The 24,234-nt window shown below is 72.0% G+C and carries 20 protein-coding genes, 1 tRNA gene and 3 pseudogenes; 7 read left to right on the top strand and 17 right to left on the bottom strand.

Annotation, left to right across the window (positions count from 1 at the left end):
• Positions 1–80 precede the first annotated feature (80 nt).
• From MCAG_RS18505 to MCAG_RS18495, 3 genes and pseudogenes are all read left to right on the top strand, one after another.
• On the top strand, positions 81–1,127 hold the full coding sequence (locus MCAG_RS18505; RefSeq protein ID WP_007074506.1) for a LacI family DNA-binding transcriptional regulator: 1,047 nt from the start codon (positions 81–83) through the stop codon (positions 1,125–1,127).
• A 136-nt stretch (positions 1,128–1,263) separates the two neighbouring features.
• A pseudogene (locus MCAG_RS18500) lies at positions 1,264–2,897 on the top strand (glycoside hydrolase family 13 protein).
• Positions 2,898–3,012: 115 nt separating this feature from the next.
• Positions 3,013–4,086, top strand: coding sequence for an alkene reductase (locus tag MCAG_RS18495; protein ID WP_036374115.1), 1,074 nt, complete (start codon positions 3,013–3,015; stop codon positions 4,084–4,086).
• 18 nt (positions 4,087–4,104) lie between these two features.
• On the opposite strand, the gene MCAG_RS18490 is transcribed toward MCAG_RS18495, so the two are convergent.
• The 5 genes from MCAG_RS18490 to MCAG_RS18470 form a co-directional block, all read right to left on the bottom strand.
• Positions 4,105–4,548 (bottom strand): hypothetical protein, encoded by a 444-nt coding sequence (locus tag MCAG_RS18490; protein ID WP_036374113.1) that lies wholly within the window; start codon positions 4,546–4,548, stop codon positions 4,105–4,107.
• 68 nt (positions 4,549–4,616) lie between these two features.
• Positions 4,617–5,552, bottom strand: coding sequence for a YhjD/YihY/BrkB family envelope integrity protein (locus tag MCAG_RS18485; RefSeq protein WP_036374110.1), 936 nt, complete (start codon positions 5,550–5,552; stop codon positions 4,617–4,619).
• 48 nt (positions 5,553–5,600) lie between these two features.
• Positions 5,601–6,191, bottom strand: coding sequence for a 2'-5' RNA ligase family protein (locus MCAG_RS18480; protein ID WP_007074501.1), 591 nt, complete (start codon positions 6,189–6,191; stop codon positions 5,601–5,603).
• 23 nt (positions 6,192–6,214) lie between these two features.
• On the bottom strand, positions 6,215–7,240 hold the full coding sequence (gene trpS, locus MCAG_RS18475; RefSeq protein ID WP_007074500.1) for a tryptophan--tRNA ligase: 1,026 nt from the start codon (positions 7,238–7,240) through the stop codon (positions 6,215–6,217).
• Between the two features lie 33 nt (positions 7,241–7,273).
• Positions 7,274–8,299: a hemolysin family protein gene (locus MCAG_RS18470; protein WP_007074499.1), complete on the bottom strand. Its 1,026-nt coding sequence runs from the start codon at positions 8,297–8,299 to the stop codon at positions 7,274–7,276.
• A gap of 189 nt (positions 8,300–8,488) precedes the next feature.
• Between MCAG_RS18470 and galE the strand changes: the two genes are divergently transcribed.
• Together galE and galK are read left to right on the top strand one after the other, a co-directional pair.
• On the top strand, positions 8,489–9,472 hold the full coding sequence (galE, locus tag MCAG_RS18465) for a UDP-glucose 4-epimerase GalE (protein ID WP_007074498.1): 984 nt from the start codon (positions 8,489–8,491) through the stop codon (positions 9,470–9,472).
• Between the two features lie 71 nt (positions 9,473–9,543).
• On the top strand, positions 9,544–10,689 hold the full coding sequence (gene galK, locus MCAG_RS18460) for a galactokinase (protein ID WP_036374107.1): 1,146 nt from the start codon (positions 9,544–9,546) through the stop codon (positions 10,687–10,689).
• A gap of 131 nt (positions 10,690–10,820) precedes the next feature.
• Here galK and MCAG_RS18455 read toward each other — a convergent pair whose 3' ends face one another.
• From MCAG_RS18455 to MCAG_RS18420, 8 genes and pseudogenes are all read right to left on the bottom strand, one after another.
• Positions 10,821–12,116 (bottom strand): sulfate adenylyltransferase subunit 1, encoded by a 1,296-nt coding sequence (locus MCAG_RS18455; RefSeq protein ID WP_007074496.1) that lies wholly within the window; start codon positions 12,114–12,116, stop codon positions 10,821–10,823.
• Positions 12,116–13,027, bottom strand: a complete 912-nt coding sequence (cysD, locus tag MCAG_RS18450) for a sulfate adenylyltransferase subunit CysD (protein ID WP_036374104.1) — start codon at positions 13,025–13,027, stop codon at positions 12,116–12,118. Before cysD ends, MCAG_RS18455 begins: the two co-directional genes overlap by 1 nt.
• Positions 13,028–13,105: 78 nt before the next feature.
• The gene (locus MCAG_RS18445; RefSeq protein ID WP_007074494.1) at positions 13,106–13,924 is read right to left on the bottom strand and encodes an inositol monophosphatase family protein; all 819 of its coding nucleotides are present in this window, start codon (positions 13,922–13,924) and stop codon (positions 13,106–13,108) included.
• 180 nt (positions 13,925–14,104) lie between these two features.
• The gene (pth, locus tag MCAG_RS18440; RefSeq protein ID WP_007074493.1) at positions 14,105–14,695 is read right to left on the bottom strand and encodes an aminoacyl-tRNA hydrolase; all 591 of its coding nucleotides are present in this window, start codon (positions 14,693–14,695) and stop codon (positions 14,105–14,107) included.
• A gap of 113 nt (positions 14,696–14,808) precedes the next feature.
• Positions 14,809–15,501: a 50S ribosomal protein L25/general stress protein Ctc gene (locus MCAG_RS18435; RefSeq protein ID WP_007074492.1), complete on the bottom strand. Its 693-nt coding sequence runs from the start codon at positions 15,499–15,501 to the stop codon at positions 14,809–14,811.
• A gap of 437 nt (positions 15,502–15,938) precedes the next feature.
• Positions 15,939–16,919: a ribose-phosphate diphosphokinase gene (locus MCAG_RS18430; RefSeq protein ID WP_007074491.1), complete on the bottom strand. Its 981-nt coding sequence runs from the start codon at positions 16,917–16,919 to the stop codon at positions 15,939–15,941.
• Positions 16,920–16,981: 62 nt separating this feature from the next.
• A pseudogene (glmU, locus tag MCAG_RS18425) lies at positions 16,982–18,511 on the bottom strand (bifunctional UDP-N-acetylglucosamine diphosphorylase/glucosamine-1-phosphate N-acetyltransferase GlmU); the annotation flags it as partial.
• A 73-nt stretch (positions 18,512–18,584) separates the two neighbouring features.
• Positions 18,585–18,655: transfer RNA gene (locus tag MCAG_RS18420), tRNA-Gln, on the bottom strand.
• Positions 18,656–18,982: 327 nt separating this feature from the next.
• Here MCAG_RS18420 and MCAG_RS18415 point away from each other — a divergent pair.
• Both MCAG_RS18415 and MCAG_RS18410 read left to right on the top strand, forming a co-directional pair.
• Complete coding sequence (locus tag MCAG_RS18415) at positions 18,983–19,957, top strand: acyl-CoA desaturase (protein WP_036374098.1); 975 nt, start codon at positions 18,983–18,985, stop codon at positions 19,955–19,957.
• 121 nt (positions 19,958–20,078) lie between these two features.
• Positions 20,079–20,768, top strand: coding sequence for a TetR/AcrR family transcriptional regulator (locus MCAG_RS18410; protein ID WP_007074487.1), 690 nt, complete (start codon positions 20,079–20,081; stop codon positions 20,766–20,768).
• A 32-nt stretch (positions 20,769–20,800) separates the two neighbouring features.
• Here the strand turns inward: MCAG_RS18410 and MCAG_RS18405 are convergent, their stop codons facing one another.
• The 4 genes and pseudogenes from MCAG_RS18405 to MCAG_RS18390 all read right to left on the bottom strand — a co-directional run.
• Entirely contained in the window at positions 20,801–21,271 is a 471-nt protein-coding gene (locus MCAG_RS18405) for a DUF4383 domain-containing protein (RefSeq protein WP_007074486.1), read from the bottom strand.
• Between the two features lie 115 nt (positions 21,272–21,386).
• The gene (locus MCAG_RS18400) at positions 21,387–21,842 is read right to left on the bottom strand and encodes a DUF4383 domain-containing protein (RefSeq protein WP_007074485.1); all 456 of its coding nucleotides are present in this window, start codon (positions 21,840–21,842) and stop codon (positions 21,387–21,389) included.
• 95 nt (positions 21,843–21,937) lie between these two features.
• A complete protein-coding gene (locus MCAG_RS18395; protein ID WP_036374095.1) occupies positions 21,938–23,752 on the bottom strand; it encodes an ABC-F family ATP-binding cassette domain-containing protein in 1,815 nt (604 codons plus the stop codon).
• A gap of 116 nt (positions 23,753–23,868) precedes the next feature.
• Positions 23,869–24,234: pseudogene (locus tag MCAG_RS18390) on the bottom strand (4-(cytidine 5'-diphospho)-2-C-methyl-D-erythritol kinase); the annotation flags it as partial.

The following is a 24,234-nucleotide window of genomic DNA, read 5'->3' as shown; positions in this document are numbered from 1 at the left end:
GACGTTAGCAAGAGGTTGCAGATAATGGAAGGGATTGCAGAAAGGTACGCAAGAACTTGCCGGTGGGCTAAAGTGCCGCCATGCGCGCTCGACTGTCCGACATCGCCCAACAGGCCGAAGTCAGCGAGGCCACGGTGTCGCGGGTGCTCAACGACCGCCCCGGCGTGGCCCCGGAGACCCGGCAGGCCGTCCTGACCGCCCTCGACGTCCTCGGCTACGAGCGCCCGGCCCGGCTGCGCAAACGCAGCGCCGGCCTCGTCGGCCTGGTGGTGCCGGAGCTGGACAACCCGATCTTCCCCGCCTTCGCCCAGGTGATCGAGTCGACGCTGGCGCAGAGCGGGTTCACCCCGGTGCTGTGCACCCAGACCCCGGGCGGGGTCACCGAGGACGAGTACGTCGAGATGCTGCTCGACCGCCAGGTCTCCGGGATCGTCTTCGTCTCCGGCCTGCACGCCGACACCGCCGCCAACCACGACCGGTACCGTGCCCTGATCGCCCGGCCGCTGCCCGTCGTCATGATCAACGGGTACGTCCCCGGGATCGCCGCACCCTTCGTCTCCTGCGACGACCGGGAGGCGACCGAGTTGGCCGTCGCCCACCTGGTCGCCCTCGGGCACCGACGGATCGGGCTGATCACCGGCCCGGACCGGTTCGTCCCGGTGCAGCGCCGGGTGGCCGGCTGGCGGGCCGCCATGAAGCGCCTGGCGGGCCTGCCGGAGGCCGAGCTGGACGGGCTGGCCGAGCTGACCCTGTTCGGCGTGGAGGGCGGCGAGGCCGCCGCGGGGCGGCTGCTGGAGCGCGGGGTGACCGGCGTCGTCTGCGGCTCCGACCTGATGGCCCTCGGCTCGATCCGGGCCGCCCGGCAGCGCGGCCTGTCCGTCCCCGGCGACCTGTCGGTGGTCGGGTACGACGACTCGCCGCTGATGGCCTTCACCGACCCGCCGCTGACCACCATGCGCCAGCCGGTGGTCGCCATGGCGGTGGCCGCCGTCCGGGCCCTGGTCGACGAGATCAACGGGCACGCCGCCCCGCACTCGGAGTACCTCTTCCGACCCGAGCTGGTGGTACGCGGCTCCACCGCCGTCGCCCGACAGCCGGCCTCCGCCCTGGCCGGAAGCGCCGGGTGACCGGTGTCATTTCTTGCGCAAACCCTGCTTGACTCTTGCAGTGGCGGGCGGCATCCTGCTCTGACCACCCGCGTGGCACACCGCCGTGCCACGCACGCACCACGCCGTCCCGCGCCACAGAACGGGGATCGCCACGATGAGCGCCAGCACCCCCACGCCGCTGACCTCCGACGACTGGTGGCGCGCTGCGGTCGTCTACCAGGTCTACGTCCGCAGCTTCGCCGACTCTGACGGTGACGGCGTCGGCGACCTACAGGGCATCCGCGAGCGGCTGCCGTACCTGCGCGACCTCGGGGTCGACGCGCTCTGGCTGACCCCCTTCTACACCTCGCCGATGGTCGACGGCGGCTACGACGTGGCCGACTACCGCGATGTCGACCCGATGTTCGGCACCCTGGCCGACTTCGACCACATGATCACCGACGCGCACGCGCTCGGCCTGCGGATCATCGTCGACATCGTGCCCAACCACACCTCCAGCGCGCACCCGTGGTTCGTCGCCGCGCTCGCCGCCGCCCCCGACTCCCCGGCGCGGGCCCGCTACCTGTTCGCCGAGGGCCGGGGTGAGCACGGCGAGCTCCCGCCGAACGACTGGGAGAGCATCTTCGGCGGGCCGGCCTGGACCCGGGTCCCCGACGGCCAGTGGTACCTGCACCTGTTCGACCCGGCCCAGCCCGACCTCAACTGGCGCCACCCCGAGGTCCGCGCCGAGTTCGCCGACGTCCTGCGCTTCTGGCTCGACCGGGGCGTCGACGGGTTCCGCATCGACGTGGCCCACGGCATGATCAAGGCCGAGGGGCTGCCGGACGTCGGCTTCAGCACCATGACCACCGGCCGGCGCCAGGTGGAACTGCTCGGCAAGGGCCGGCTGCCGTACTTCGACCAGGACGAGGTGCACGAGATCTACCGGGCCTGGCGGCCGATCCTGGACAGCTACCCGGGCGGCCGGATGGCGGTCGCCGAGGCGTGGGCCGAGACGCCGCAGCGGCTGGCCCGCTACATCGGGCCGGACGAGCTGCACCAGGCGTTCAGCTTCGACTTCCTCGACGCCACCTGGTCGGCCGACTCGTTCCGCAAGGTGATCGACACCGCCCTGGCCGAGGCGACCATCGTCGGCGCGCCGACCACCTGGGTGCTGTCCAACCACGACAAGCAGCGGCACGTCACCCGGTACGGCGACGGCGAGGTCGGCCTGCGCCGGGCGCGGGCAGCCAGCCTGCTGATGCTCGCCCTGCCCGGCTGCGCATACCTGTACCAGGGCGAGGAGCTGGGCCTGCCGGAGGTGCTCGACCTGCCGGACGAGCTGCGCCAGGACCCGTCGTTCCTGCGCACCGGCGAGAGCCGGGACGGCTGCCGGGTGCCGATCCCGTGGAGCGGCGAGCTGGCCCGTACGGCTTCGGGCCGGCCGGCAGCGAGCTGAGCTGGCTGCCGGCCCCCGCCACCTGGGCCGCCCTCTCGGTCGCCGCCCAGGCCGGCACGCCCGGCTCGACGCTGGAGCTCTACCGCGCGGCCCTGCGGGTCCGGCGCACCCACCCGGCGCTCGCCCGGGACGCCGACGGCGTCACCTGGCTGGAGACGGCCGGCCCCGGCGTGCTGGCGTTCCGCCGCACCGGCGGCGGCGCGGAGCTGACCTGCGTGGTCAACCTCAGCGACGCCCCGGCCCTGATCGACGGGTACGGCCAGCCGGTCGTGACCAGCGCGGAGCTGACCAGACAGGGCGTCGGGCACGTCCTGTCGGTCGACGCCACCGCGTGGTTCGAACGGCGCTGAGCCGGGTGGGATGGCCGACGGAGTGTCGATGATCACCCTTTCTCCGGGAAGTTCCGGCGTTCCCGACGGCTTCCTGCATCCAGTAGCACCAATCGCAGGAACAGGAGCCGGAAGAATGAGCACCGCGTTCGACAACGTCACCGTAGGTCGTCACACCCTCCGCAACCGGGTCGTCATGGCACCCATGACGCGCAGCCGGGCCCACGGGCCGGGAGCCAGCCCGACCGAGCTGATGGCCACCTACTACGCCCAGCGCGCCGGTGCCGGGCTGATCGTCACCGAGGGCGTGCAACCCTCGGCGATCGGCCAGGGCTACCTCGCCACCCCGGGCCTGCACAGCGCCGAGCAGGTCGCCGGCTGGCGGCGGGTGACCGACGCGGTGCACGAGCGGAATGGCGTGATCTTCGCGCAGCTCATGCACGTCGGGCGGATCGCCCACCCGGACAACACGGGGCTCGCCCCGGTGGGCGCGTCGGCCGTGCCGGCGGCCGGGACGATCTTCACCCCCACCGGTCCGCAGGAGCACCCCACACCCGAGCCGTTGGACGCCGAGGGCATCCGCGCAACGATCGCGGACTTCGTGGCGGCGGCCCGCAACGCCGTCGACGCCGGCTTCGACGGGGTGGAGCTGCACGGTGCCAACGGCTACCTGCTGCACCAGTTCCTCTCCACCAACGCCAACCGCCGAGACGACGAGTACGGCGGCGACGTGGCAGGCCGCATCCGGCTCGTCGTCGAGGTGGCCACAGCCGTGGCGGAGGCGATCGGCGCCGACCGGGTCGGGCTGCGGATCTCGCCGGCCAACCCGTTCAACGACATCGTCGAGGATGGCCACCGCGAGACGTACCTGGCTCTGGTCGACGCACTCGCCCCGCTCGGGCTGGCGTACCTGCACGTGGCCGAGGGGGCGGACACGGAGTTCACGCCCGTGCTGCGCAGGCGGTGGTCCGGGGTGCTGATCCTCAACCCGTACACCCCCGACGGCTGGACCGGGCCGGAGGCGCTGAAGCTGATCGAGGGCGGCGACGCCGACCTGATCTCGTACGGCGCGCTCTTCCTCGCCAACCCGGACCTGCCCCGGCGGCTGGCCGAGGGCGGCCCGTTCAACGCCCCCGACTACACGACGGCGTACGGCGGCGACCACAAGGGCTACACCGACTACCCCGGGCTCCCCGACGACCAGGGGTGACCAGCCGGCGAGCCCGGATCACCGGCCCCTCTCGGTGAGGAGTTCGGCGATCCGGGCGAAACCGGCCCGCAGCTCGGCCTCGTCGGGCGCGGGGCGGGCGCCGGCCCGCTCGTCCACCTCGGCGGCGGCCTCCAACTCCTCGTCGACGACGTCGTCGAAGTCGCCGTAGAGGTCGGACGCCTCGATCCGGGCCGACTCGTCGGAGGCGGCGATCCGGGCGGCGGCGATCTCCCCACGGATCTCGTCGGGCGACAGGGCGGGCACCAGGGGCTCGACCACCGCCATGAACTGCTCCTCGGCCACCACCGACTCGGCGAGGGCCAGCGCGTGCGGTCGCTCGTACGGTCCGCAGACCACCGGCTCCCACTCGTCGATGTCGTCGAGCGGGCCGAACGTGATGATCCACGGCAGGCCGAGCATCGGCGAGTCGTCCGGCAGGTCCAACGTCACGAGTGCGCCCACGGGCCCATCATGGCCGGTTCTCATGTTCACGTGAGGCATTTGCCCGAATTGGCCGGCTGCCCCCGGGGTCAACCCGCTCCCCCGGGCGCGCCCGGGCCCGGGTCGGCGTCGGTCGTGGCGTCGACGGCGGCCGGGGCCGCCCCCTCGGCCAGGTCCACCACCCGGCCGTACGGGCTGGTCGCGGCGAGCGCCGCGCCGAACAGGACGAGCTGGTTGAGCAGGTAGAGGTAGAGCAGCAGGCCGACCGCGCCGGCCACCACCGTGTACGCCGGATTCCGCTCGGTGCGCACCACGTAGAACCGCCCGACCGTGTTCAGCAGCGTGATGCCCACCGCGACGGCGAACACCACCGGGCGCAGCCGGCGGCGGCTCATCCGCAGCCGGGGCACCGCGACGAGTAGGGCGGCGGCCAGCACCGCGTTGATCAGCACGCTGAGCGCCGCGCTGACCACGGTCAGCCCCACCGAGCCGGTGCTGCGTAGCAGAAAACGCAGCAGCGACTCCAGCGCGTCCACGGCGGCCACCGACAGGCCGAGCAGGACGAACACCCCCACCAGCACGCCCAGGTCGACCAGCCGCCGCACCACCAGGTTGCCGGGCTGCTGGTTGAGCCCGTACATCAGCCGCTGCGACGAGCGGATCGCCTCCACCCAGCCGATCCCGGTGAAGACCAGGATGACCAGGCCCACCACCCCGACCGTGTTGCTGCTCTGGGCGATCTGCTCCGGGTCGAGGAAGGGCAGGTTCTCCCTGAGGAAGCCCGCCGCCGCGTTGCTGACCTCGTCGTTGTCCTCCAGGATCGCCCCGAAGATCGAGTACGCGACCAGGGCGAGCGCGAAGACCGCGAAGAAGCCGTAGTACGCAATCGCCGCCGCCAGCCGCCCGCCGAGCACCTCGGCGTACAGGTTCCCGGCCCGCCACAGGTGGTCGAAGGTCCGCGACCGGCGGCGCGCGGCGCTCACCCGCCGGTCGACGCCGGCCTCGATCCGCCCGAAGACCTCCACGCCGTCATCCTCGCCGATCCGTCGCCGGCACGGGAGCGCCCCGCCGGGTCAGGACACACCGAGAAGGAAGTCGCGACGCGGCTGCCACCGGGTCTGGCCGCTGTGCGAGAAGAGGGTGAACGCGTCCACCTCGAACATCGCCGAGAAGTCCGCCAGGTCCTCGTACGCCCGGTCCAGCGCCTCCGGCGCGACGTCCTGTGCCACCGTGACGTGCGGGTGGTACGGGAAACGGGTCTCGCGGTGCAGCTCGGGGGCCGCGTTGATGGCCGCGGCGAGCAGCTCGCACTCGCTGATCCCGGCGGCCACCGCCACGAACACCACCTGGGTCACCGGGCGGAACGTGCCGGTGCCCCGCAGGTGCAGGGTGAACGGCAGGTGCGTGGCGGCCACCACGGCGAGGTGCCGCTCGACCGCCGGCAGCGCCGCAACCGGGATCTCGGTGGGCCCGAGCAGCGTCACGTGCGCGGGCACCACCAACGGGTCGCCGGCCTCGACCCGGCGCCGGGTGAGCATCCCGCCCCACGGCTCCGGGATGTCCACCGCGATCCCGATCTGGATGGTGTCGCCGGCCTGCGGCGCCCCGTCCCTGCGATCCACGCTCCGCGCCACCCCTTCGGCCACCGCCCCGTCCGTCCCCACCCGTACCCGTCGCGCCGGGGCTGCTATCCGAGGCGGACCGGCGGAAGGAACCCGACCCGCTCGTACGCCTCGTGCAGCGTCACCGAGGCGACCGCGCGGGCCTTCTCCGCGCCGGCCGCGAGCAGCTTGTCGAGCTGCGCCGGGTCGTCGAGGTAACGCCGGGTGCGCTCCTGGATCGGCGTGACGAACTCCCGGACCACCTCGCCCAGGTCCTTCTTGAGGTCGCCGTAGCCCCGGCCCGCGTACGCGGCCACCAGGTCGTCGATGCCCCGGCCGGTCAGCGCGGAGTAGATGGTGAGCAGGTTGGACACGCCCGGCTTGGTCTCGGTGTCGAAGACGATCTCCCGGCCGGTGTCGGTGACCGCCGAGCGGATCTTCTTGGCCGAGCGGGCCGGGTCGTCCAGCAGGTCGATGATGCCGGTCGGTGAGGACGACGACTTGGACATCTTCGCCGTCGGCTCCTGTAGGTCGGTGATCTTCGCGGTGTCCTTGACGATGTGCGGCGCGGGAACGACGAACGTCTTGCCGAACTGCGAGTTGAACCGATGGGCCAGGTCGCGGGAGAGCTCCAGGTGCTGGCGCTGGTCCTCGCCGACCGGGACGGCGTGCGCCTGGTAGAGCAGGATGTCGGCGGCCTGGAGGATCGGGTACGTGAACAGGCCGACGCTGGACCGGTCACTGCCCTGCTTCTGCGACTTGTCCTTGAACTGGGTCATCCGGCTGGCCTCGCCGAAGCCGGTGATGCAGCCCAGCACCCAGGCGAGCTGCGGGTGCTCGGGCACCTGCGACTGGGCGAACAGCGTGCTGCGCTCCGGGTCCAGCCCGACGGCGAAGAGCTGCGCGGCGGCCACCCGGGTCCGCTGCCGCAGCACCTTGGGGTCATGCCCGGCCGTGATGGCGTGCAGGTCGACCACGCAGTAGAACGCGTCGTGGGTGTCCTGCAACGCCACCCAGTGCCGCACCGCGCCCAGGTAGTTGCCGAGGTGGAACGAGTCGGCCGTCGGCTGGATTCCGGAGAACACGCGGGGGCGGGCGGGTACGTCGGACATGCGGGCAATTCTGTCAGCAACCTGCGGCGTACGTCATGACGGGCCGGCGGGTCGGCTCTCCGCCGCCGATAGCGGGGCGGTGACCTCGCGTCGCGGCTCGGGCAGGCGCACCGCGGCGACCGATAGCCGCGACACCCGGCGCCCCTCCAGCGCGAGCACCCGCAGCAGCCACCCGCCGGGCGGGTCGTCCGGGTCCCGGTCGCCGCCGTCCGCCGCCGCCGGGGCCACCGGCACCTCGTCCCCGACCGCGGGCAGCCGGCCCAGCGCGGCCATCACGTACCCGCTGGCCGTCTCGTACGGGCCGGCGGCCAGCCGCACCCCGGTGCGCTCGGCGAAGTCGGCGAGGTTGAGCCGCCCGTCGACCACGGCGGGCAGGCCGGCCGGCTCCGGCTCGGGGTCGCCGTCGTGCTCGTCGTGGATCTCGCCGACCAACTCCTCGATCAGGTCCTCGCAGGTGACGATGCCGGCGGTGCCGCCGTACTCGTCGACCACCACCGCCAGGTGGTGCCCCTCGCGGCGCATCTCGGTCAGCGCGGCCAGCACCCGCTTGCTGCCGGGCAGCCGCTTGACCTCCCGGGTCAGCTCGCCCACGGTGGTGCCCGGGTCCAGGTCGGGACGCAGCAGCACGTCGCGCAGGTGCACGAAGCCGACCACGTCGTCGTGGGTGCCGTCGACGACCGGGTACCGGCGGTGCGTCTCGGCCCGGACCAGCCGTTCCGCCTCGACGACGGTCATCGCGACCGACAGGAACACCACCTCGGTGCGGGGCATCATCACCTCGCGGACCAGGCTCGCCCCGGCGACCAGCACCTCGTCGATGATCCGCCGCTCGTCGGCGTCGAGGACGGTGTTGGCGGCGACCAGGTCGCGCAGCTCGGCCTCGCTGATCCGTTCCCGGCCGGCGGCCGGGCTGGCCCCGAGCAGGTCGGTGACCAGCCGGGTGGCGCCGTCGGCGGCCCGGACGACCAGCCGGGCGACGGCGCGGGCCAGGGGCCTGGGTTCGCGGCGGGCCCGCCCCGCCGGTCGCCGGCGGAGCCAGGGACCACCCGCTTCCCGCATGACAATTCATCGTAGGGGTCAGCAGAGGTCGGCACAGCCGTTCGCCCGAACACGCGTGTGCGTATCTGTTCAATCATGAAAGGTTGTGATGGAATAGTGGGGAGGCGACGTGGAGCGTCGCCACGGCCGGCCGCCGTAAGGTGAGCGCGAACGGCTGCGGCGAGGCGCGGCCAGGCAGGAGGACCCTACGTGAAACTGCTCGTCACCGGCGGCGCCGGCTACATCGGCAGCGTGGTGACCCGGATGCTGCTCGACGCCGGCCACGAGGTGGTCGTCCTCGACGACCTGCGCACCGGGCACCGTGCGGCACTCGCCCCGGACGCCACCTGGGTCGACGCGCCGATCCACGACGCCGCCCAGGTGCTCACCCCCGGGGCGGGCTTCGACGGGGTGCTGCACTTCGCCGCCCTCATCGCCGCCGGCGAGTCCATGGTCAAGCCGGAGCTGTACTGGCACAACAACACCGTCGGCTCGCTCGCCCTGATCGACGCCGTCCGGGCCGCCCGGGTGCCCCGGATGGTCTTCTCCTCCACCGCCGCCGTCTACGGCAACCCGGCCGAGTTGCCCATCCCGGAGACCGCCGTCAAGGCCCCCACCAACACGTACGGGGCCACCAAGCTGGCCGTGGACATGGCGCTCACCTCGGAGGCCATCGGGCACGACCTGGCCGCCGTGTCGCTGCGCTACTTCAACGTCGCCGGGGCGTACCTGAGCGGCGACGTCGCCATCGGCGAGCGGCACGACCCGGAGAGCCACCTCATCCCGATCGCCCTCGACGTCGCCGCCGGCCGGCGGGAGAAGCTCCAGCTCTTCGGCGACGACTACCCCACCGTCGACGGCACCTGCGTGCGCGACTACATCCACGTCGAGGACCTGGCCCGCGCCCACCTGCTGGCCCTCACCGCCGCCGTGCCGAGCCGGCACCGCATCTACAACCTGGGCAACGGCACCGGGTTCACCAACCGACAGGTCGTCGACGTGGTCCGCGAGGTCACCGGCCGGCCGGTGCCGGTCGAGATGGCCCCCCGCCGCGAGGGCGACCCGGCCGAACTGGTCGCCTCCTCCGCCCTGGCCCGCGAGGAGCTGGGTTGGGTGCCCGAGAAGCCGACCCTGCACGACATGGTCGGGGACGCCTGGGCCTTCTACCGCACGCACATCCTGGAGCGTTCGTGACCGACCCCGCACTCCCCGTCCCCGCCGCTCCCCCGCCGGCCGCCTCCGCCGCTCCGCCGCCGGTCGGCGATGTGGCCGACCGCGCCGCCGCCGGCTTCCGCCACCGGTACGGCGCACCGGCCGCCGGCCGCTGGGCGGCACCCGGCCGGGTCAACCTGATCGGCGAGCACACCGACTACAACGACGGCTTCGTGCTGCCGTTCGCGCTGCCGCTGCGTACCGTCGTCGCCGCCGCCCCCCAAGACGGCGACCGCTGGACGGTCTGGTCGGAGCTCTCCGACGCGGTGGTCGAGTTCGGGGCCGACGAGGTGGCCGCCCCCGGCCGGGTCGACGGCTGGGCCGCGTACGTCGCCGGGGTGGTGTGGGCGCTACGCGAGGCCGGCCACGCCGTGCCCGGCGCGCGGCTCGCCATCGCCTCCGACGTGCCACTCGGCTCCGGGCTGTCCTCCTCGGCCGCGCTGGAGGCCGCCGTGCTCGCCGCCCTCGTCGATCTCGGCGGGCTGGACCTGCCGGCCGAGGCGCGGCCCCGGGTCGCCCAGCGTGCCGAGAACGCCTACGTCGGCGCGCCCACCGGGATCATGGACCAGTCCGCGGTGATCCGCTGCCGCGCCGGCCACGCCCTCTTCCTCGACTGCCGCACCGAGGCCGTCGAGCACATCCCGTTCGACCTGGCCGCCGCCGGGTTGGCCATGCTGGTGATCGACAGTCGGGCACCGCACCGGCACGCCGACGGCGAGTACGCCTCCCGCCGCACCGCCTGCGAGAAGGCCGCCGGGCTGCTCGGGGTGCCCGCCCTGCGTGACGTGGCCGCCGTCGACCTCGACGATGCCCTCGCCCGGCTCGACGACGACGAGATCCGCCGCCGGGTCCGGCACGTCGTCACCGAGGACCAGCGGGTGCTCGACACCGTGGCGCTGCTACGGGCCGGCCGGGTCGGCGACATCGGGCCGCTGCTGACCGCCTCGCACGCCTCGATGCGCGACGACTTCGAGATCACCGTGCCGGAGGTCGACACGGCGGTCGAGGCGGCCCTCGCAGCCGGGGCGTACGGGGCCCGGATGACCGGCGGCGGCTTCGGCGGCTGCGTCCTCGCCCTGGTCGACGCCGACCGCGCCGACACGGTGGCCGACGCCGTCGCGGCCGAGTACGCCGAGCGTGGCTTCCGCGCCCCCGGCTTCCACCTGGCCACCCCGGCCCCCGGCGCACACCGCCTGTAGACAGGGGCCCCTTGCCAGCGCACACCGCTGGTAGACAGGGGCCCCTTGCCAGCGCACAACGCGCAGCAGAGGGGCCCCCTGTCAACAGCTCTGGGGCGGGTCGTCCGCCGCAGCAGGGTGCGAGTCGGCCCTCAGCCGGCCTCTACGATCATGCCCGCGCCGACGGTGCGGTTGGTCGCCTCGTCGATGATCACGAACCCGCCGGTGGTGCGGTTGCGGCGGTACTCGTCCGCCAGCAGCGGGATGGTGGTGCGGATGCGGACCCGGCCGATCTCGTTGAGGTTGAGTTCGGTGGCGGTTTCGTCGCGGTGCAGGGAGTTGATGTCGAGGCGGTAGTGCAGACCCCGCACGATCGCCCGCGCCGAACGGGTGGTGTGCTTGATCGCGTACCGGCCGCCGACCTGCAACGGGCGGGTCTCGTCCATCCAGCAGACCATCGCCTCGATGTCCTGCGCGACCGTCGGGGCGTTGTGCGGCCGGCAGATCATGTCACCCCGGGAGATGTCGATCTCGTCCTCCAGACGAACCGTGACCGACATCGGCGGGAACGCCTCCTCCACCGGCCCGTCAGCGGTCTCCACCGCCGCGATCCGCGAGGTGAACCCCGACGGCAACACCATCACCTCGTCACCGGCCTTGAGCACCCCCGAGGCCACCTGCCCGGCATACCCCCGATAGTCCGTCACCACCGTCGACTGCGGCCGGATCACATACTGCACCGGGAACCGCACATCCTGCAGATTCCGATCCGACGCGATGTGCACCCGCTCCAGATGATGCAACAACGACGGACCCTCATACCACGGCATGCTCTCCGCACGGGACACAATGTTGTCACCCCGCAACGCCGACACCGGCACCACCGTCAGATCCGGCACGTCCAACTTCGCCGCGAACGCCGTGAACTCGTCCGCGATCGCCTCGAACACCTCCCGGTCATACCCCACCAAGTCCATCTTGTTCACACACAACACCAGATGCGGCACCCGCAACAACGAACACAGAAACGCATGCCGCCGCGACTGCTCCACCAAACCCTTACGCGCGTCCACCAGGATCAACGCCAGATCCGCCGTCGACGCACCCGTCACCATGTTCCGCGTGTACTGAATATGCCCCGGAGTGTCCGCGATGATGAACTTCCGCCGCGGCGTCGCGAAGTACCGGTACGCCACATCGATCGTGATGCCCTGCTCCCGCTCCGCCCGCAACCCATCGGTCAACAACGCCAGGTTCGTGTACTCGTCCCCCCGCGCCGCCGACACCGCCTCCACCGCCGCCAACTGATCGGTGAACAACGACTTCGTGTCATACAACAGGCGGCCGATCAACGTCGACTTACCGTCGTCCACACTCCCGGCCGTCGCGAACCGCAACAAATCCATCGGCCGCGCCTCCACCTCCACCGGCGCCACATCAACACCCATCAGAAGTACCCCTCCCGCTTGCGGTCCTCCATCGCGGCCTCACTGACCCGATCATCACCCCGAGTCGCACCCCGCTCCGTCACCCGCGTCGCGGCCACCTCCTCGATCACCGCCACCACCGTGTCCGCATCCGAACGCACCGCCGCCGTACACGACGCGTCCCCCACCGTCCGATACCGCACCACCTCCACGAACGGCTCCTCACCCGCCCGCGGCACAAAAAACTCGTTCACCGCATACAACATCCCGTCCCGCTCCACCACCTCACGCTCATGCGCGAAATAGATCGACGGCAACGGAATCGACTCCCGCGCGATGTAATGCCACACATCCAACTCGGTCCAGTTCGACAACGGAAACACCCGGATCGACTCCCCCGGATGATGCCGACCGTTGTACAACGACCACAACTCCGGACGCTGGTTCTTCGGATCCCACTGCCCGAACTCGTCCCGGAACGAGAACACCCGCTCCTTCGCCCGCGCCTTCTCCTCATCCCGCCGCGCCCCACCGAACAACGCATCGAACCGATGCTTCTCCACCGCGTCCAACAACACCGGCGTCTGGATCCGGTTCCGCATCCCGTCCCCGGACTCCCGCACCAACCCCCGCGCCAACGCCTCCGGCACCGACGCCACGATCAACTGCAACCCCAACTCCGACACCCGACGATCCCGATACTCCAACACCTCGGGAAAGTTGTGCCCCGTATCAACATGCATCACCGGAAACGGCACACTCGCCGGCGCGAACGCCTTCTGCGCCAACCGCAACATCACGATCGAGTCCTTACCACCCGAGAAGAGCAGCACCGGCCGCTCCATCTCCGCAACCACCTCACGCATCACGAAGATGCTCTCCGCCTCCAGAGCGTCGAGGTGGGAGACCTGGTAGGCGGCGGGGGCGGTCACAACACGGCCTCGATTCGCTCGGCTCCGCTCATGGATTCCAGGCCCTTCCGGTCGGACACGTGAAGAAGATTGCTCAGGCTACCCGGAATGCCTCTGCAGCGCTGCAAGCAACCGGCTGGCGAGATCCTTGCGGCAGACCAGCAGGTCGGGCAGGCGTGGGTCGGCCTCGTTGTATTTCAGCGCAGAACCGTCGATTCGGGAAGCATGCAGGCCGGTGGCCGTCGCCACAGCCACCGGAGCGGCCGAGTCCCACTCGTACTGGCCGCCCGCGTGGATGTACGCGTCGACCTCGCCGGTCACCACGGCGGCGATCTTCGCCCCCGCCGAGCCCATCGGAACCAGATGAGCGCCGACGTCCTCCGCCAGATCAGTCAGGAAAACCGGCGGACGGCTGCGACTGGCCGCCAAACGGATGGTCCGCCCGCCGCCCGAGGTCGCCGCCTCCAAGGTCATCGGCGGGTACGCCGGCGGATGGTCCGTGCCCAACACCCGGTGCTGCGCCGGCAACCCCACCGCCCCCGCCACCAGGCCGTGCGGGGCCGAGGCGCTGCGCGCCCAGAGCGCCACGTGCACCGCCCAGTCCGAGCGACCCTCCTCGGCGAACTCCCGGGTCCCGTCCAGCGGGTCGATGATCCACACCCGGTCGGCGGTCAGCCGGGACACCGCCCCGGCGTTCACCTCCGCCGCCCAGGCCAGCCGCGAGCCCTCGTCCTCCTCCGAGAGGACCCCGTCCCCCGGACGCCACTTCGCCAGCTCGGTGCGGATCAGGTCGTGCGAAACCTTGTCCCCGGCCGACTTCAGCGCCCCGGGGTCGCCGAACCCCAGCTCGGCGCGCAGGCCCAGCAGCGCCTGCCCGGCCTGGGCCGCCAACCACCGGGCGAACTCGCCGTCGATCATCGGAGGACTGCCCACAACTCGCTCCCGTCGCCTCGCCGCGACCCGTCCCGCCGCGACTCGCCTCACCGGCCGCAGTGCGCCGGCAACCCGCTTCGCCACGACCCGACCCACCGGCCGTGGTCCGGCAGAAAGGCGCAGACTACCGGCCGTACGACCGCCAGCCGCGCCGCCCCGCCCGGCTCAGGCCCCGTGGTACTGGTTCTGGGTCGGCTCCACGCCTCGGGCAACCACCGACTCGACGACGTCCGCCGCCCGATCCACCAGGAACTCCAACTCCTTGCGCTCGGCGGCGGAGAAGTCCGACAGCACGTAGTCGGCCGGGTCCTGCCGACCCGGCGGCCGGCCGATGCCGAATCGCACCCGCACGTACTCCTTCGTCCCCAACGACTTCGACATCGAGCGCAGTCCGTTGTGCCCGCCCTCGCCGCCGCCGCACTTGACCCGCAACTGGCCGTAGCCGATGTCCAGCTCGTCGTGGATCGCGATCACCCGCCCCGGCGGCACCTTGTGGAACTGCGCCAGCCCGGCCACCGGCCCCCCGGAGAGGTTCATATACGTCAGCGGCTTCATCAGCACCAGCTTCGGCCCGCCGAACCCGAGCCGCCCCTCGGCGACCTCGGCCACCGCCCGCCGGTGCCGGCCGAACTTCCCGCCCACCCGGGCGGCCAGCAGGTCGGCCACCATGAAGCCGACGTTGTGCCGGTTACCCGCGTACTCCCGGCCGGGATTGCCCAGGCCGACCACCAGCCACGGCCCCGCCTCGTCCGTCACGCCACGCCCCTCCCGCTCCCCCTGCCGCACCCGGCGGCCGGCTGCGACGTCGTCCCGACACGACGACAGGCGCCCCCGATCCGGGAGCGCCTGTCGCACAGAACACGGACCGATCAGGCCTCGGTCTTCGCCTCGGCCGGGGCCTCCTCGCCCTCGGCGGCCGGGGCCCCGGCACCCTCGGCGGTCTCCTCGCCGACCTCGGCCTCAACCTCCTCGGCGGCCACCTCGACCTCGGGCAGCGTGGCCTCCAGCTGCTCGGCGGTCGGGGCGGCGGTCACGGCGGCGACCGGCAGCTCCGGGTCGGCGGCCAGCTCGACGCCCGACGGCAGCTCCACGTCGGCGGCGGTGACCTGCGTGCCGGCCTCCAGGCCCTCGATCGACGCCTCCAGGTGGTCCGGCACCTTGGTGGCGTCGGCGGTCACCGAGAGGGTGTCGTGGTCGTGCACGATCAGGGTGTCCTTCGCGGCCTCACCGGTCAGCTGGACCGGAACCTCGACGGTGACCTTCTCGCCACGACGGACCAGCAGCAGGTCGACGTGCTCGAAGCTGTCCTTGATCGGGTCACGCTGGATCGCCTTCGGCAGCGCCAGCACCTGGGTGCCGTCACTGACCTCGATCGCGAACAGCTGGTTGGCGCCACCCTTACGGATCGCGGCGGCGAACTCACGCGCGGGCAGCGCGATGTGCTTCGGCTTCTCGCCGTGGCCGTACAGCACGGCGGGCACCATGCCGGCCCGGCGGGTACGACGGGCACCACCCTTGCCGAACTCGGTACGGGGCTCGGCGCTGATCTTTACCTCGGACACGGGGAAACTCCTGAATGCTTTTCGCTGCGGCGGCTTGTCGTCTTGCGGTGCTGGGCGAGGGGCTCGCTGGGGCTCGTGCGTCATGAACGACTGCCCGGAGCACCGCGTCGATCACGGTGCCTCCGTGCGGCGCTTCTCAGCCCGCCGGGCACCCTCGCCATGGCAACCGCAACAGTCTACCCGAGTTGATTACGCGCCTGACGGCAGTCCCCGCCTCACCCGCTACCAGGAGCGAAAACACCCAGCCGTACGCGGGGGCGACCCCCGCCCGCCCCCGCCGCGGCGAGCGCCAACAGCCGCGAACCCTTGGCGGGACGCGTGTTTGACAGCCGCGGACCCATGGGGGACGCGTGTTTGACAGCCGCGGACCCATGGGGGACGCGTGTTTGACAGCCGCGCGCCGGCCGTGGGACGACGGCCGGCGCAGCGGGCTCAGGTCAGCTCAGGCCGCCGAAGAGGGTCGTCACCGAACCGTCGTCGAAGACCTCCCGGATCGCCCGGGCCAGCAGCGGCGCGATCGACAGCACCTTGATCTTGTCGAGCTGCTTCTCCGGCGGCAGCGGTAGCGTGTTCGTCACCACCACCTCGGTGATCGGGCTGTTCTTCAGCCGCTCGGTCGCCGGGTCCGACAGCAGCGCGTGGGTCGACGCCACCACGATCTCCGCCGCACCCGACTCCCGCAGGATGTCCGCGGCCTTGGTGATGGTCCCGCCGGTGTCGATCATGTCGTCCACGATCAGGCAGACCCGGCCCTCCACCTCGCCGACCACCCGGTTCGCCACCACCTGGTTCGGCTTCAACGGGTCCCGCGTCTTGTGGATGAACGCCAGCGGGCAGCCACCCAGCCGATCCGTCCACCGCTCCGCCACCCGCACCCGACCCGAGTCCGGCGCCACCACCGTCATCGGCCGCCCGGCGAACTTACGCTCCACGTACTCGGCCAGCACGTCCATCGCGAACAGGTGGTCGACCGGGCCGTCGAAGAAGCCCTGGATCTGCGCGGTGTGCAGGTCCACCGTGAGGATCCGGTTCGCCCCCGCCGTCTTCAGCAGGTCCGCCACCAGCCGCGCCGAGATCGGCTCCCGGCCGCGGTGCTTCTTGTCCTGCCGCGAGTACGGGTAGAACGGCAGAACCACGGTGATCCGCTTGGCCGACCCACGCTTCAGGGCGTCGATCATGATCAGGGTTTCCATGATCCACGTGTTGACCCCGTGCGTCACGGACTGCACCACGAAGGCGTCCGAACCGCGTACCGAATCCTTGAAGCGCACGAAGATCTCACCGTTGGCGAACTCGTACGCGTCGGCGGGCGTCGGCGCGATGCCGAGGACCTCACCGATCTCCCTGGCCAACTCCGGAAAGCCACGTCCGGAGAAGAGCATCAGGCTTTTGCGGTTTTCGGCGACGATGCTGCCCATGGGCCCGTCTGCTCCCGTTGCTCGGTGGTGCCCGGCTGTGCGGTGTGGGCCGGGGACTGTTTGGTTGCAGTATCTCCCCCGTCGGACGGTCCACGAACCGCCTCGGTGCCCCCGTGGATTGCCTCACCTTCCCTTGCGGCCCACTACACCCCTGGCGCATCCTCCGCCGCGCGCCGGGCCCGCTCCGCCGCCTCCGCGGACACCGTGCCGGCCCGCCTCCGGGCGACCCACCCCTCGATGCTGCGCTGCGGCGCGCGGGTCACCCCGAGCGCCCCCGCCGGCACGTTCTGGCTGATCGCGCTGCCCGCCGCGACGTACGCGCCCGGCCCCACCTCCACCGGGGCGATCAGGCTGGTGTCGCAGCCGATGAAGGCCGCTTCCCCGACCGTCGTGCGGTGCTTGTGCACCCCGTCGTAGTTCACGAAGATCGTCGCCGCGCCGATGTTGGCCTTCGCCCCGATCGTCGCGTCACCCACGTACGACAGGTGCGGCACCTTCGCGCCCGCGCCGATCTCGGAGTTCTTCACCTCGACGAACGTGCCGACCTTGGCCTTCTCGGCCAGCCTCGCCGCCGGCCGCAGGTACGCGTACGGCCCGACGCTGGCCCCCGCGCCCACCTCGGCGTCGACGGCGTGGCTGCGCAGCACGGTCGCCCCCGGGCCGACCACCGTGTCGATCAGCGTCACGTCCGGGCCCACCACCGCCTCCGCGCCGACCACGGTCCCGCCACGCAGCTGCGTGTTCTGGTCGATCACCGCATCCCGGTCCACCGTCACCGTCACGTCGATCCAGGTCGTCGCCGGGTCCAGGATGCTGACCCCGGCACGCATCCAGCCCTCGTTGACCCGGTCGCGCAGCAGCCGGCGCAGCGCCGCCAGCTCGACCCGGTCGTTGCAGCCGAGCGTCTCGACATGGTCGGTGGCCACGTGCACCCCGACCGGCTCACCGGCGGAGACCAGCAGGGCGAAGACGTCGGTCAGGTACTCCTCGCCCTGGTCGTTGTCGGTGGAGAGCTTGCCCAGCGCGTCCCGCAGCCGCACCGCGTCGAACGCGTAGCTACCGGCGTTGATCTCCCGCAGCGCCCGCTGTTCGGCGGTGGCGTCGCGCTCCTCGACGATCTGCCGAAGCCGGCCCGCCTCGTCCCGAACGATCCGGCCGAGCCCGGTCGGGTCGGGCACCTCGGCGGCGAGCACGGTCGCCGCCGCCCCGGCACCCTCGTGCGCGTCGACCAGCGCGGCGACGGTCTCGGGGCGCAGCAGCGGCACGTCCCCGTTGATCACCACCACGGTCCCCACGGCGTCGGCGACGGCGTCGAGCGCGATCCGGACCGCGTGGCCGGTGCCGCGCTGCTCGGCCTGGAGCACCGGGGTGGCCTCCGGGGCGACCTCGGCCAGGTGCGCCCGGACCTGGTCCGCGCCGTGGCCGACCACGACGACCGTCCGGTCCGCGCGCAGCGGCCCGGTGGCGGCGAGCACGTGGCCGAGCAGGGTCCGGCCGAGCAGGGGATGCAGCACCTTGGGCAGCGCCGACTTCATCCGCTTGCCCTCACCAGCGGCGAGCACGATGACGGTGCGGAGGTGGGGCTGGGACACGACGTGGCTCCAGTCGGGACGGCGACAGTCTCGCGGCCATGCTAACCACGCAAGCACGGCGAAACAGCGGAAGCTCCCGGGAGAGGATTCGAACCCCTATAATCAGGACCAAAACCTGACGTCCTGCCATTAGACGACCCGGGACGGTCTAAAACGGACAAACCAATCGGTTGGCCGGACCACTACACCTTAGCGCCCCACAGCTTCCGCGCCAGCGCCCATTCTGGCCATGATCCCTGTGATCTTCCAGGAGAGCCGTCGCGATCTGGACACCTCGAAGGTCAGGCAGCCCCGGTAGCCACCGCCGGCGTTGTGGCGGACCGTCGCGGGCCGGTGTCGCTTGAGGGAGGTGGGCCGGGCGTACGACACCGCACGCATTCGTGCCGGAAACTGTTTCGTGCTTTCCACGGCCCTCTAAGTTACGGTGACGTAGGCGTAACTTCGTGATCACCGCGTCCACTGCGAGGTGCCATGCCGTCCGCACTGACCGGGCCCCACCCCGTCGGCCCGATACCGCTCACCCAGGGTCCCCAGTCGCGCGGCATCCTGGTCGCCCTGTGGGCGTTCGTGGTCATCCCGTTCCTGGCCCTGGTCGCCGCGATCCCGGTCGCCTGGGGCGGCTGGCTGGGCTGGACCGATGTGGCGGTGGCCGGGTTCTGGTACGTCGTCTCCGGGCTGGGCATCACCGTCGGGTATCACCGCTACTTCACCCACGGCTCCTTCAAGGCACGGCCGTGGCTGCGGGTGGTGCTGGCGGTCGCGGGTTCCTTCGCGGTGCAGGGCGAGATCATCCAGTGGGTCGCCGACCACCGGCGCCACCACGCCTTCTCCGACCTCGACGGCGACCCGCACTCGCCGTGGCGGTTCGGCGAGAGCGTCCGGGGGCTGGCGAAGGGGCTGTTCCACGCGCACGTCGGCTGGCTGTTCGGCCGGGAACTGTCCAACCGAAAGCGATTCGCTCCGGATCTGCTCGCCGACCGGACGACCCGCCGGGTGGACCAACTCTTCCCGGTACTGGTAGTGGTGACGATGCTCGGCCCGGCGCTGATGGGCGGGCTGCTCACCTGGTCGTGGCGGGGCGCGCTGACCGCGCTGTTCTGGGGCGGGCTGGTGCGGATCTCGCTGCTGCACCACGTGACCTGGTCGATCAACTCGGTCTGCCACGTCTACGGCGAGCGCCCGTTCGCGATGCGCCAGGGTGACCGGGCGGCCAACTTCTGGCCGCTGGCCATCCTGTCGTTCGGCGAAAGCTGGCACAACCTGCATCACGCCGAGCCAACGAGCGCCCGGCACGGGGTGCTGCGCGGGCAGGTCGACATCTCGGCCCGGGTGATCTGGCTGTTCGAACGGGCCGGGGCGGCGTGGGCGGTGCGCTGGCCGAAGCCGGAGCGAATCGCGGCCAAGCTGGCCCGCCCGGAGCCGGCGCAGCGGGGCCGGCGGCGGTAACGGGCCGGTCGGGTCGGCCGCCGCCTGGCAGGATGGCCGGATGACCGACGACGGCGGCGCGACCAACGACGGCGGCAGTATCCCGCGACAGGGCGTCACCGAGCGCCGGCAAGGTGACGACATGGCAGATGGTCCGGTCAGTGCGGGCGGTGCTCGTGGGCAGCGACGCACCGCGTCGGCGGCGGCCAAGCCGCCGTCGCGGGTGCGGATGTCGGCGGCCCAGCGGCGCGAGCAGTTGATCTCGATCGGCCGGCAACTGTTCGCCGAGCGCGGCTTCGACGCCACCTCGATCGAGGAGGTGGCGGCGCGGGCCAAGGTCTCCAAGCCGGTCATCTACGAACACTTCGGCGGCAAGGAGGGGCTCTACGCGGTGGTGGTGGACCGGGAGGTCCGGGCCCTGCTGGACCGGATCACCACGGCACTTACCGCCGGCCACCCCCGGGAGTTGCTGGAGCAGGCGGCGATGGCCCTGCTGGGTTACATCGAAGAGGAGACCAGCGGGTTCCGCGTGCTGGTCCGGGAGTCGCCGGTGATGTCGGCGACGGGCAACTTCAGCAGCGTGATGAACGACGTCGCGCACCAGGTCGAGCACATCCTGGGCGCCGAGTTCAAGACCCGGGGGTACGACCCGAAGCTGGCCGAGCTGTACTCGCAGGCCCTCGTGGGCATGGTGGCGCTGACGGGGCGCTGGTGGCTGGAGGTGCGCAAGCCGCGCAAGGAGACGGTGGCCGCGCACCTGGTCAACCTGGCCTGGAACGGGTTGTCGCACCTGGAGGCGAAGCCGACGCTGATCACGGTTCGGGGCCGCTGACCGGCGTCGCCTCCCCCTGCACAGGCCGGGGGTCAGCGGCTGCCGGGGACGGGGTCGCGGCGGTGCCGGCTCTCGGCCTCCGCGTGCTCGGTCGGGCCGACCTTGTCGTAGAGGCCGGTGGCGAGCAGCACCAGCCCGAACAGCAGCGACACGATGACGGTTGACATCGAGAAGTTGAGGAAGTTCGCCGAGGTCTGCAGGACGGCCATCATCAGGATGCCGGTGACGAGGAAGACCGCGCCGGCGGTGAGGTTCATGTAGTGGCCGAGGTTGCTGCGCCGGGACGCCCCGATCAGCAGCACGATCCCGAAGCCCACCGAGGCGAGCGAGAACGCGAGGTTGGTGCGGAGCCCGAGGACCCAGTGGCTGCCCCGGTCGAACAGGCCCTCGCCCCAGGTCTCGGCCACGCCCCACACGCCGAAGATCAGGATGTAAAGCCCGATCAGGCCGGCGAGGAGCCGGTAGAGCGGCCGGGCCGGGTGGTTGACCGGAAAGTGCGCCATGACCCCTCCATCCGATTGTTGCCATTCGGAAGGATTGTCACCCCGCCGGCCGCCGAACGCGGGCCGAACCGCCGCAGCGGGGGTCGGCGGGTGCCGCTCCCCGCTGCGGGTCGGGTCAGAGGACGAGCCGGGCCTTCTGCCAGGCCTCCTTCTCCTCGTCCGTGCCGACCTTGCCGTACATGCCGGCCATCAGCAGGACCAGGGAGAGGGTCAGCACCACGACGTCGGTGGTGATGGTGAAGTTGAAGATGTTGGCGTCGGTCCGGAGGAAGGCCAGCTCGGCCAGGCCAAGGACCATGAGGGCGTACGCCAGCCACTGGTTGATCGCGACGTCGAGGTTGCGGCCGATCACGGTGCCGGCCAGGATCGTGATGCCGAGCACGAGGCTGAGCAGCGAGAATCCGAGGTTCGTCCCCTGGCCGAGCACCGCGGTGTCATCCTGGGCGAAGAGGTCGTCGCCAGCGCTGGCGACGAGGCCGAGCACTCCGAAGGCCAGGAAATACAGACCAACGAGCCCGCCGATCGCCCGGTAGATCGGCCGCGCGGGGTGGTTGACGGGGGTGTGGGCCATGTCAGAGTCTCCAAGACCGTGCGGGTGAGGGGTCGCCTGCGATTGTCCCGCACGGCGGGCTGTGACGTCGCACACCCCCCACCCGGTTGCCCTGGTCAGCCGCCGGGCACCTGCTCGGCGAGGGCCAGCCAGTTCTCCTCGACCTGTTCCCGTTCGGCCCGGACGTCCTTGAGCTGGGCGTCCAGCTCGGCGACCCGGGCGTAGTCGGTGGCGTTCGCGGCGAGTTGGTCGAGGAGGGTGGCCTCCCGCTGCTCCAGCTTGGCGATCTGGCGTTCGAGCCGGGAGAGTTCCTTCTTCGCCTGCCGTGCCTCGGCTGCGGACATGCCGCTTCCGGCCGCGGCGGCCGGCATACCGTCGGCGGGGGGCCCGGCGGGGGCGACCGGGGCGGCGGGCTGCCGGTCGGCGGCGCGGGCCAGGTACTCGTCGACGCCGCCGGGCAGGTGTACGAGCCTGCCGTCGCCGAACATCCCGTACGCGGTGTCGGTGACCCGTTCGATGAGGTACCGGTCGTGGCTGGCCACGATGATCGTGCCGGGCCACGAGTCGAGCAGGTCCTCCAGGGCGGCGAGGGTGTCGGTGTCCAGGTCGTTGGTGGGCTCGTCGAACAACAGCACGTTGGGCTCGGCGGCAAGCAGCCGGAGCATCTGCAGGCGGCGGCGCTCCCCGCCGGAGAGGTCGCCCACGGGCGTCCAGAGCCGGCGGTCGTCGAAGCCGAAGACCTCGGCGAGCTGGGCGGCGGAGACCTCCCGGTCGCCGAGCTGGACCCGGCGGGCGACCTCCTCGACGGCTTCGAGGACGCGCAGATGGCCGGGGAGCTCGGCCAGCTCCTGGGAGAGGAACGCGGGCCGGACGGTGGAGCCGGTGGCGAACCGGCCGCCGTCGGGGCGGATGATGCCGGCGAGCATCCGCAGCAGGGTGGTCTTGCCGGCGCCGTTGCGGCCGAGGACGGCGATCCGGTCGCCGGGGCCGACCTGCCAGGTGGTGTCGTGCAGGATCTCCTTGGGGCCGGCGTGCAGCCGGACGTGCTCCAGGTCGTACACCTGCTTGCCGAGCCGGGCGGTCGCGAGCCGTTGCAGCGACATGGTGTCGCGCGGCGGCGGTACGTCGTCGATGAGCGCGTTGGCCGCGTCGATGCGGAACTTCGGCTTGGAGGTACGGGCGGGCGGGCCGCGGCGCAGCCAGGCGATTTCCTTGCGGAGCAGGTTCTGCCGGCGGGCCTCGGTGGCGGCGGCGACCCGTTCCCGCTCGGCGCGGGCGAGGGTCCACGCGGCGAAGCCGCCCTCGTAAGCGCGGACGGCCTGGTCGGCGACCTCCCAGGTGGTGGTGCAGACGGCGTCGAGGAACCACCGGTCGTGGGTGACCACGACGAGGGCGCCCCGGCGGCCGACGAGGTGCTTCGCGAGCCAGTCGACGCCGCCGACGTCGAGGTGGTTGGTGGGCTCGTCGAGAATGAGCAGGTCGGACTCGCGGACCAGCAGCGCGGCCAGCGCCACGCGGCGGCGCTCGCCGCCGGACATCGGGCCGACGGGCTGGTCGAGGCCCAGGTGGGGCATGCCGAGGCCGTCGAGGATGGCCCGGACGCCGGCGTCGCCGGCCCACTCGTGCTCGGCGCCCATGCTCTCGCCGAGCCAGGCGGTGCCGAGCACCACGTTCCGGACGGTGGCCTCGGGGGCGAGGGTGAGCGTCTGCGGCAGCCAGAGGACGCGCAGGTCGCGGCGGTGGGTGACCCGGCCGTCGTCGGGGTCCTCCTGCTTGGTCAGCAGCCGCAGCAGGGTCGACTTGCCCGCCCCGTTGAGGCCGACCACGCCGACCCGGTCGGCGTCGTCGAGGCCGAGCGAGACGTCGGTGAGCAGCGGCCCGGCGGCGCCGTAGCCCTTGGACACCCGGTCCAGGTTGACGATGTTGGCCACTACCCCACCTCCCATGATCAAGGCGTCCCGGTGCCGGCGGGCACCTGGGGACGCCTGACCCCAAGGGTACGCGGGCGCACCCGACCCGCCCCGGGGGCGGGGCGGGTGCGGGTGGCTCAGCCGATCCGGGCGCCGGCCACCGGGCCGTGCGCGGTGCGCGCCTCGCGGCACACCCCGGCCAGCTCCAGTTCGCCGGCGATCCGCTCGGCGTCGGCGGCGTCGGCGGCGAGGAAGACGCAGGTGGGCCCGGAGCCGGAGACGATGCCGGCGAGCGCCCCGGCGGCCTCGCCGGCCTTGAGGGTGGTGGCCAGCGACGGGCGCATGACGAGTGCGGCGGCCTGGAGGTCGTTGCCGAGGGTGGCGGCGAGCACCCGGGGGTCGCGCTGGCGCAGCGCGGCGAGCAGCCCGTCGGTGCTGCCCAGCGGCGGCCCGGCGGCCCCGGCGTCGCGCAGCCGGTCGAGTAACGGCGTACGCGGCGGGGG

The organism is Micromonospora sp. ATCC 39149, from assembly GCF_000158815.1.
Lineage (GTDB): Bacteria > Actinomycetota > Actinomycetes > Mycobacteriales > Micromonosporaceae > Micromonospora.
This window is presented reverse-complemented; position numbering and strand designations above follow the sequence as displayed.